8 protein-coding genes are annotated in these 8,807 nt (G+C 66.3%); 5 read left to right on the forward strand and 3 right to left on the reverse strand.

Annotated features, from left to right (window positions below; translation table 11 throughout):
- Positions 1–399: 399 nt before the first annotated feature.
- Positions 400–1,584, forward strand: coding sequence for a mechanosensitive ion channel family protein (locus AC5P6S_RS20910; protein ID WP_032966454.1), 1,185 nt, complete (start codon positions 400–402; stop codon positions 1,582–1,584).
- Between the two features lie 91 nt (positions 1,585–1,675).
- Here AC5P6S_RS20910 and AC5P6S_RS20915 read toward each other — a convergent pair whose 3' ends face one another.
- From AC5P6S_RS20915 to typA, 3 genes are read right to left on the reverse strand one after another with little or no spacing between them, the layout of a single operon-like run.
- Positions 1,676–3,298, reverse strand: a complete 1,623-nt coding sequence (locus AC5P6S_RS20915) for an amidase (RefSeq protein ID WP_043033752.1) — start codon at positions 3,296–3,298, stop codon at positions 1,676–1,678.
- A 41-nt stretch (positions 3,299–3,339) separates the two neighbouring features.
- Positions 3,340–3,807 carry a DUF2127 domain-containing protein gene (locus AC5P6S_RS20920; RefSeq protein WP_005408223.1) on the reverse strand — a complete coding sequence of 156 codons (468 nt, stop codon included), beginning with the start codon at positions 3,805–3,807 and terminating at the stop codon, positions 3,340–3,342.
- 11 nt (positions 3,808–3,818) lie between these two features.
- Entirely contained in the window at positions 3,819–5,666 is a 1,848-nt protein-coding gene (typA, locus tag AC5P6S_RS20925; protein WP_005412346.1) for a translational GTPase TypA, read from the reverse strand.
- Between the two features lie 273 nt (positions 5,667–5,939).
- Here typA and AC5P6S_RS20930 point away from each other — a divergent pair, with 273 nt between their 5' ends.
- The 4 genes from AC5P6S_RS20930 (at position 5,940) to AC5P6S_RS20945 (ending at position 8,704) form a co-directional block, all read left to right on the forward strand.
- Positions 5,940–6,431 (forward strand): peptidylprolyl isomerase, encoded by a 492-nt coding sequence (locus AC5P6S_RS20930; RefSeq protein ID WP_060380770.1) that lies wholly within the window; start codon positions 5,940–5,942, stop codon positions 6,429–6,431.
- A 118-nt stretch (positions 6,432–6,549) separates the two neighbouring features.
- Entirely contained in the window at positions 6,550–7,536 is a 987-nt protein-coding gene (locus AC5P6S_RS20935) for a malate dehydrogenase (RefSeq protein WP_004153634.1), read from the forward strand.
- Positions 7,537–7,658: 122 nt separating this feature from the next.
- Positions 7,659–8,273 (forward strand): RluA family pseudouridine synthase, encoded by a 615-nt coding sequence (locus AC5P6S_RS20940; protein ID WP_024958803.1) that lies wholly within the window; start codon positions 7,659–7,661, stop codon positions 8,271–8,273.
- Between the two features lie 290 nt (positions 8,274–8,563).
- Positions 8,564–8,704, forward strand: coding sequence for a hypothetical protein (locus tag AC5P6S_RS20945; protein WP_154329255.1), 141 nt, complete (start codon positions 8,564–8,566; stop codon positions 8,702–8,704).
- Positions 8,705–8,807: the final 103 nt, after the last annotated feature.

Here is an 8,807-nt window from a genome sequence, read left to right on the forward strand (position 1 = left end):
CTGTCGAAGGCGGGGTGGGTCCGGTTGCGGGGGCGTGAGCCGCATGGGCCCGAGGCATGCCTCGGGCGGGTTGGGCAGGACGCCCAACCCCGGTCTTGCCGTGTGCGCAGGACTGCGCACACGAGCAAGCGGCGACCGAGCTTACATGGGTGAGGGCGCTTTGCTTGCGAAGCACTGCTTCGCAAGCGCCCGAACGCACAGCCGCCGGCGGCTGGGCCGGGCCCCGGAGGGGGACTTGCAGCGCCGCCCGCAACCGGACCCACCCCGCCATCCCACAGGAAATCCGCTTCTGCTTCTGCTTCTGCTTCGGCTGTTGCTCCGGCACGTAGCAGGTGCAGGGCTGCAAGCCCTGCCGACCAACACCCTCCTTACAAACGACTGACGTGACGCTCATGCGCCATGCGCGAGGCTGTCCACCTGGTTGTTCGACTGGAGGTGGCAACGGTGCACTGGCAGAGCGCACAGGCCTACGCATGGCCGTTGGGATTGGCCGTAGTGGTGGGCGGCATAGGCGCGTGGCTGATCCTGTGGATCTATCACCGGCTGAAAGGGCGTGATCGCCGACGTGCGCGTATCGGTCGAGTACTCGGGTTGCCGCTGGCCACCGCGTGGCCGCTGCTACTGCTGATTCCCGCCTTGCAGGCGACGCCGCTGCAGGATCCGTTGCTGGGCCATCTGCAGCACGGACTGCACATTGCATTGATGGCCTGCTTCGTCTGGCTGCTGGTACGCGCGGTGGCGGCGGGCGAGCGCGCGATCCTGCGCAGCCATCCCATCGATGTCTCCGACAACCTGGAGGCACGCCGCATCCAGACCCAGACGCGCGTGCTCAGCAGGGTGTTGATGGGCGGCATCATCGTGCTCGGTGCGTCGCTGGTGCTGTTGACCTTCCCGATGGTGCAGAAGATCGGCACGGCGCTGCTGGCGTCGGCGGGCCTGATCGGGCTGGTGGCGGGCATCGCCGCCAAGCCGGTGTTCGGCAACCTCATCGCCGGCCTGCAGATCGCACTGACGCAGCCGATCCGGCTGGATGACGTGGTGATCGTCGAGGGCGAGTGGGGCCGCATCGAGGAGATCGGCAGCAGCTATGTGGTCGTGCGGATCTGGGATGAGCGGCGGATGGTGGTGCCGCTGACCTGGTTCATCGAAAACCCGTTCCAGAACTGGACGCGGCGCAGTGCCGATCTGCTCGGCACTGCGTTTCTGTGGCTGGACTATCGGGCACCGATCGCGGCGATCCGTGCCGAGCTGGAGCGCATCTGCCATGGCCAGGCGCTATGGGATGGGCGCGTCTGCGTGACCCAGGTGACCGAAACCAACGAGCGCGCGATCCAGGTGCGCCTGCTGGTCAGCGCGCGCAGTTCCGGTGATGCCTTTGATCTTCGCTGCCTGGTGCGCGAACGCATGCTCGATTTCCTCGCACGTGAGCATCCGCAGTCGTTGCCGCAGGTGCGTGCGCGGCTGCAACACGAAGACGAGCTGGATATGCCGCGTGGTCCACGTGCACGCACCTCGGATGTGCGTTCGCCAGGTGCTGAAGATGGTGAGGCGGCGATCGTGCCGGTGGAGCCACAGGATCGGTAGTGCCGGCCGCTGGCCGGCAACGCCGGAGCGATCGAGCTGCCGGCCAGCGGCCGGCACTACCGGAAGCAAGATGTCGCGGCGTCACCGGAGCTCAGGGCTCGCCGGCGTCGATCAGCGCATCGGTATCAAAGTGTGGCGGCCGCCGCGCACGGGTGCGCTGCTCGTAGGCGTAGGCCATTTCGATCAGCTTCGGCTCGCTCCAGGCGGTGCCCATGAACAGCAGGCCGACGGGAAGGCCGTTGATCTGGCCCATCGGCACGGTCAGGCTGGGGTAACCGGCCACGGCAGCGGCGCTGTAGCTCTCGCCGGGGAAGTCGTCGCCTTCGCTGCGGATCGGCCATGCCACACCGGTGGTCGGCGCCACCAGCGCATCGAGCTGATGGGCGGCGAGGGCTGCATCGATGCCTTCCGGGCCGGCCAACCGGCGCGCATCACTGCGCGCGCGGATGTAGGCAGGGTCTGCCAGGCCGGTGGTGGCATCGGCCTCCACCAGCAGCTCCTGGCCGAACAGGCCCAGTTCCTGCTTGCTGTGGGCCTGGTTGAAGGCGATCAGTTCGGCCAGGCTGCGCAGTGGCGCGCGGTGGGTGCTGAAGTAGCGCTCCAGCCCGGCCTTGAATTCGTACAGCAGCAGCGTGCGCTCAGCCTCGGCCCACGCGCCCTGGTTGGGCAGCTCCACCGGCACCACCACGGCGCCGGCGCGACGCAGCTCGGTCGCTGCCTGATCGATCAGCGGCGGCATGCCGCGGTACTTCAGCAGCGGCGTCTGCAGCAGACCGATGCGTTTGCCGCGCAGACCCTGCGGGTCCAGGCGCGCGGTGTAGTCGTAGACCGCACGGCCGGGCATGGTCGCGGTGGCGGGATCGGCGTCATCGCGGCCGGCGATCGCAGTCAGCACGGCGGCAGCATCGGCGACGCTGCGGGTCATCGGGCCGGCGGTGTCCTGGCTGAAGGAGATCGGCACGATGCCATCGCGACTGACCAGCCCGACCGTCGGCTTCAGACCGACCACGCCGTTGATCGCGGCCGGGCAGACGATGCTGCCGTCGGTTTCGGTGCCGATCGCCACGCTGGCCAGGTTGGCGGCCACGGCCACCGCGCTGCCGCTGCTGGAGCCGCACGGTGAATGGCTGATGCGGTAGGGGTTGCGGGTCTGGCCGCCGCGCGCGCTCCAGCCGGAGATGGAGTCATTGCCGCGGAAGTTGGCCCACTCGCTGAGGTTGGTCTTGCCCAGCACTACGGCGCCAGCCTCGCGCAGCCGGCGTACCAGGTAGGCATCGTCCGGACGGAAGCCCTGCAGGGCCAGCGAGCCGGCACTGGTGACCATCGGTGCGGCGTTGATGTTGTCCTTCAGCAGCAGGGGGATGCCATGCAGCGGCCCACGCAGGCGCCCTTCGCGGCGCTCGCGGTCGCGTGCGGCGGCTTCCTTCAGCGCGTCGGGGTTGAGCTCGATCACCGCGCGCAGGCGGGGCCCGGTGCGGTCCAGGGCGGCGATACGCTGCAGGTAGGCCTGGGTCAGGGTGGTGCTGTCCAGATCTCCGGCAGTCATCCGCGCCTGCAGGTCGGCGACATCGGTTTCGGCGTACGGGAACGGCACGTTGCGGCTCGCAGGTTCGGCCGCATGCGCGCTGGGCGTGGCCGGGCTGCAGCCAGCCGAAAGCAGCGCCGGCAGCGCGGCGAGCAGGCAGGTCAGCAGAGGCGGCAAGGACGGGCGCATGGGGCGGCTTGGTCGGCTCCAATCCCCAGTGTAGCCGGTGCTCAGCGGTGGCGCTTGCGCAGGTCGCGGGCGAGGACGTAGACCACGATCAGGTTGATCGCCAGGATCGTCCATGACGGCCAACCGGGATGGCGGATGATCGCGAAGATGTCGAAAGGCAGGTACAGGGCGGCGGTCAGGCAGCCCAGCCAGGACGCCCAGGCCTTGGCCCGCCACAGGCCCCAGGCTTCGACCAGGTGCAGCAGGCCGTAGCCGATCATTCCCGCCGCGGCCAGGTGGACCGCGTCGGGACTGATCATGTGCAGCAGCGAGGGCAGGGTGCCATGGTCCGGATCCAGGCTGAAACGCCGGATCAGGGCCATGATGCCGTGCCGCAGCGGCTGCGGTCCGAGCACTTCCAGCCCGGTGGCGGCCAACAGCGCCAGCATCGCCTTGCTCGCTTCGAGCAGGGCGATGACGTGCAGACCCGGATGCCGGTGTGGATCCGGGTTGTAGCCGCTCTGGTTCACGGGGTGCTGACTCAGCCGCCGCGCGAAGCCTTCTTGCGATCGCTCTCGGTCAGGAACTTCTTGCGCAGGCGGATCTCCTTCGGGGTGATCTCGACCAGCTCGTCGTCTTCGATGAAGTCCAGGGCCTGTTCCAGCGAGTACTTGATCGCCGGGGTCAGCTGGATCGCATCGTCCTTGCCCGAAGCGCGCATGTTGGTCAGCGGCTTGGTCTTGATCGCGTTGACGGTCAGGTCGTTGTCCTTGGAATGGATGCCGACCAGCTGACCTTCATACACGTTGTCGCCTTCAGCAGCGAACAGCTTGCCGCGCTCCTGCAGCGGGCCCAGCGAGTAGGCCGGCGTGGTGCCCGGTGCATTGGCGATCATCACGCCGTTGATGCGCTTGGCAATCGCGCCCTGTTCCTTCGGACCGTAGTGGTCGAACACGTGGAACAGCAGGCCCGAACCCTGGGTCAGGGTCTTGAACTCGTTCTGGAAGCCGATCAGGCCACGGGCCGGGATCTGGTACTCCAGGCGCACGCGGCCCTTGCCGTCCGATTCCATGTTCTTCAGCTGGCCCTTGCGGGTGCCCAGCTTTTCCATCACGCCGCCCTGGTGGATTTCTTCGATGTCCACCACCAGCTGCTCGATCGGCTCCATCAGCTGGCCGTCGATTTCCTTGATGATCACTTCCGGGCGCGACACGGCCAGCTCGTAGCCTTCGCGGCGCATGTTCTCGATCAGCACCGACAGGTGCAGTTCGCCACGGCCGGAGACCAGGAACTTGTCGGCGTCTTCCAGCTGCTCGACCTTCAGGGCCACGTTGTGGACCTTTTCACGGTCCAGGCGGTCCTTGATCTGGCGGCTGGTCAGGAACTTGCCACCGGACAGGTCCTTGTTGCCGGCGAACGGCGAGTTGTTGACCTGGAAGGTCATCGAGATGGTCGGCTCGTCGACGGTCAGCGCCGGCAGCGCTTCCGGGAAGTCCGGTGCGCAGATGGTGTCGGAGATGGTCAGCTCCTGGATGCCGGAGATGGCCACGATGTCGCCGGCCTCGGCCGAATCCTGCTCGATGCGCTCCAGGCCCATGAAGCCCAGCACCTGCAGCACCTTGCCGTTGCGCTTCTTGCCTTCACGGTCGATGACCGCGACCTGCATGTTCTTCTTCAGGGTGCCGCGCTGGATGCGGCCGATGCCGATCACGCCCACGAAGTTGTTGTAGTCCAGCTGGCTGATGCGCATCTGGAACGGGCCTTCCGGATCCACTTCCGGCTTCGGCGCGTGCTGCATGATCGCTTCGTACAGCGGGGTCATGTCGCCGTCGCGCACGGTGTCTTCCAGGCCGGCATAGCCGTTCAGGCCCGAGGCGTAGACGATCGGGAAGTCCAGCTGCTCGTTGGTGGCGCCGAGCTTGTCGAACAGGTCGAAGACCTGGTCGATCACCCATTCCGGACGGGCGCCCGGACGGTCGACCTTGTTGACCACGACGATCGGCTTGAAGCCCATCGCGAAGGCCTTCTGGGTCACGAAGCGGGTCTGCGGCATCGGGCCGTCCATCGCGTCGACCAGGATCAGCACGGTATCGACCATCGACAGCACGCGCTCGACCTCACCACCGAAGTCGGCGTGGCCGGGGGTGTCGACGATGTTGATCCGGTTCTTGATGCCGGTCTTCTTGTCTTCCCAGGTGATGGCAGTGTTCTTGGCCAGGATGGTGATGCCGCGTTCCTTTTCCTGGTCGTTGCTGTCCATCACGCGCTCGGCGAGGACGGTGCGCTCGGACAGGGTGCCGGACTGCTTCAGCAGCTGGTCGACCAGGGTGGTCTTGCCATGGTCGACGTGGGCGACGATGGCGATGTTGCGAAGATTTTCGATGGACATACGAAAGGGGGCCAGTCGGCGCCGGATTTGGAAAAAGAAGTCCAACATTATACGTCGAACTTGACGATTCGCGAAAAGGTGGATTTCACGCCCGTCGCGGGGCCCATTCAGGTGGCTGTCCGCCGCGTCGGCCGGGGCCGCCAGCGCCCGGAGACGCGGCTTCCCGTCCACGGGCTGAAGCCGGGTTCTTCACCGATGGTCGAAGCCGCCGCCGCCACGAGGCAGGTGTAAACTAGGTGGCTAGACGCGTTCCCCTCTGCATCAAGGATCTTCATGTCCCTCATCGCCACTTTCGACACCACCCAGGGCCCGATCAAGGTCGAGCTGTTCGCCGACAAGGCGCCGCTGACCGTGGCCAACTTCGTGAACCTGGTCAAGCACGGCTTCTATGACGGCCTGATCTTCCACCGCGTGATCGCCGACTTCATGATCCAGGGCGGCTGCCCGCAGGGTCGTGGCACCGGCGGCCCGGGCTACAAGTTCGAAGACGAGAAGAACGGCGTGAAGCACGAGGTCGGCTCGCTGTCGATGGCCAACGCCGGCCCGAACACCAACGGCAGCCAGTTCTTCATCACCCACATCAAGACCGACTGGCTGGACGGCCGCCACACCGTCTTCGGCAAGGTCCTGGAAGGCCAGGCCATCGTTGATTCGGTCAAGCAGGGCGACGTGATCCATTCGATCGCCCTGGAAGGCGACGTCGACGCCGTGCTGGCCGCCCAGGCCGACCGCGTCGCGGAGTGGAACAAGCACCTCGCCGCCTGATCCCCCTTCGAAACGGCCACCCATGGGTGGCCGTTTCCCTGTTCCCCGCCGCCCGCCTGGCCTGCGTGGCTCTGCCCGCGGCGTCCCATCAAACGCTTGCAAGCAAGAGGAAACCCCCATGAAAGCACCCGTTCGTGTTGCCGTGACCGGCGCCGCCGGCCAGATCGGTTATGCCCTGCTGTTCCGCATCGCCTCCGGCGAAATGCTGGGCAAGGACCAGCCGGTCATCCTGCAGCTGCTGGAACTGCCGGTGGACAAGGCCCAGGCCGCCCTGAAGGGCGTGATGATGGAGCTGGAAGACTGTGCCTTCCCGCTGCTGGCCGGCATGGTCGGCACCGATGACGCCGAAGTCGCGTTCAAGGACGCCGACATCGCCCTGCTGGTCGGCGCACGTCCGCGCGGCCCGGGCATGGAGCGCAAGGACCTGCTGCTGGAGAACGCCAAGATCTTCACCGCCCAGGGTGCAGCGCTGAACAAGGTCGCCAGCCGTGACGTGAAGGTGCTGGTGGTCGGCAACCCGGCCAACACCAACGCCTACATCGCGATGAAGTCGGCCCCGGACCTGAAGCCGGAAAACTTCACCGCCATGCTGCGCCTGGACCACAACCGCGCGCTGAGCCAGCTGTCGACCAAGCTCGGCAAGCCGGTCGGTGGCATGGAGAAGCTGGTGGTGTGGGGCAACCACAGCCCGACCATGTACCCGGACTACCGTTTCGCCACCGCCGATGGTGCGTCGATCGCCGATGCGATCAACGACCAGGAGTGGAACGCCAACACCTTCATCCCGACCGTCGGCAAGCGCGGCGCGGCGATCATCGAAGCCCGTGGCTCGTCCTCGGCTGCTTCGGCCGCCAACGCAGCGATCGACCACGTGCGTGACTGGGTGCTGGGCAGCAACGGCAAGTGGGTCACCATGGGCGTGCCGTCCGACGGTTCCTACGGCATTCCGGAAGGCGTGATCTTCGGCTTCGCGGTGACCACCGAGAACGGCAAGTACACCCTGGTCAAGGACCTGCCGATCGACGACTTCAGCCAGAAGTACATCGACAAGACCCTGGCCGAGCTGGAAGAAGAGCGCGCCGGCGTCGCCCACCTGCTGGGCTGATGCAGGCGGTACCGGCTCCGGCCGGTACGTCTTCCATCAAGGTAGGTACCGACCGTTGGTTGGTACGCAGAAAACGGGGAGGCTTCGGCTTCCCCGTTTTCATTTGGAATTCCTGGAACCGCATGATCCACCTGCACTACATCGATGACGCACTGCTGGTGGCCGAGAAGCCGGCTGGCCTGTTGTCCGTACCCGGCCGCAGCGCCGAGAACCAGGACTGCGTGGTCGCGCGCCTGCAGGCGCTGTATCCGGATGCGTTGACCGTGCACCGGCTGGACCAGGTGACCTCCGGCCTGCTGCTGCATGCGCGTGGCAAGGACATGCAGGCGGCGTTGTCGATGCAGTTCGAGCAGCGCCAGGTTGGCAAGCGGTATGAAGCGGTGGTGCAGGGGCTGCTAGAGGGTGATTCCGGTGAAGTGGACCTGCCGTTGATCGTTGACTGGCCGAACCGGCCGAAGCAGATGGTCGATCACGAACGCGGCAAGCCGGCGTTGACGCGCTGGCGCGTACTGGCGCGTGATGTAGAAGCGCGGCGCACGCGCGTGGCGTTGGAACCGATCACCGGCCGCAGCCATCAGTTGCGGTTGCACATGGCCAGTATTGGCCATCCGATTGTTGGCGACGTGCTGTATGACGCAGCACCGGCGCACCGCGTGCATCTGCATGCACGCAGCCTGCGGTTCACGCATCCGCTGACGGGCGAGGTGCTCGCGTTCGAGTCCGCGGCTCCGTTCTAGGGGGTCGGCAGGGCTTGCAGCCCTGCACCCGCAGAATCAACGTCAACGTCAAAAGCGGGCTATACGTGGGTTGGCGGGACGGTGTCGAAGTGCGGGGCCGCCGCAAGTACGTCCGTGTAGGCTTGGCAGCCGCATCCATGCGGCTGACACCCCGCACTTCGACACCGCCCCACCTTCGACAGGTTCACTCGGCTGTTGGTAGCGGTGGCCGTTGTTCCGCGCAGCTGTTGGTAGGTGTCGACCTTGGTCGACACGATTTTTCTGTCAGATATCGAATGAACCATCCACGCATGGCGTGGATCTACCGCGTCGACCAAGGTCAACACCTACCAGAGCAGTCGACCAAGGTCGACACCGACCAGAACAATATGCCGTTCCGGCAGATCGCGGAATCTGTCGAAGGCGGGGTGGGTCCGGTTGCGGGGGCGTGAGCCGCATGGGCCCGAGGCATGCCTCGGGCGGGTTGGGCAGGACGCCCAACCCCGGTCTTGCCGTGTGCGCAGGACTGCGCACACGAGCAAGCGGCGACCGAGC

It is taken from the genome of Stenotrophomonas sp. YJH_SMC_119 (assembly GCF_059368315.1).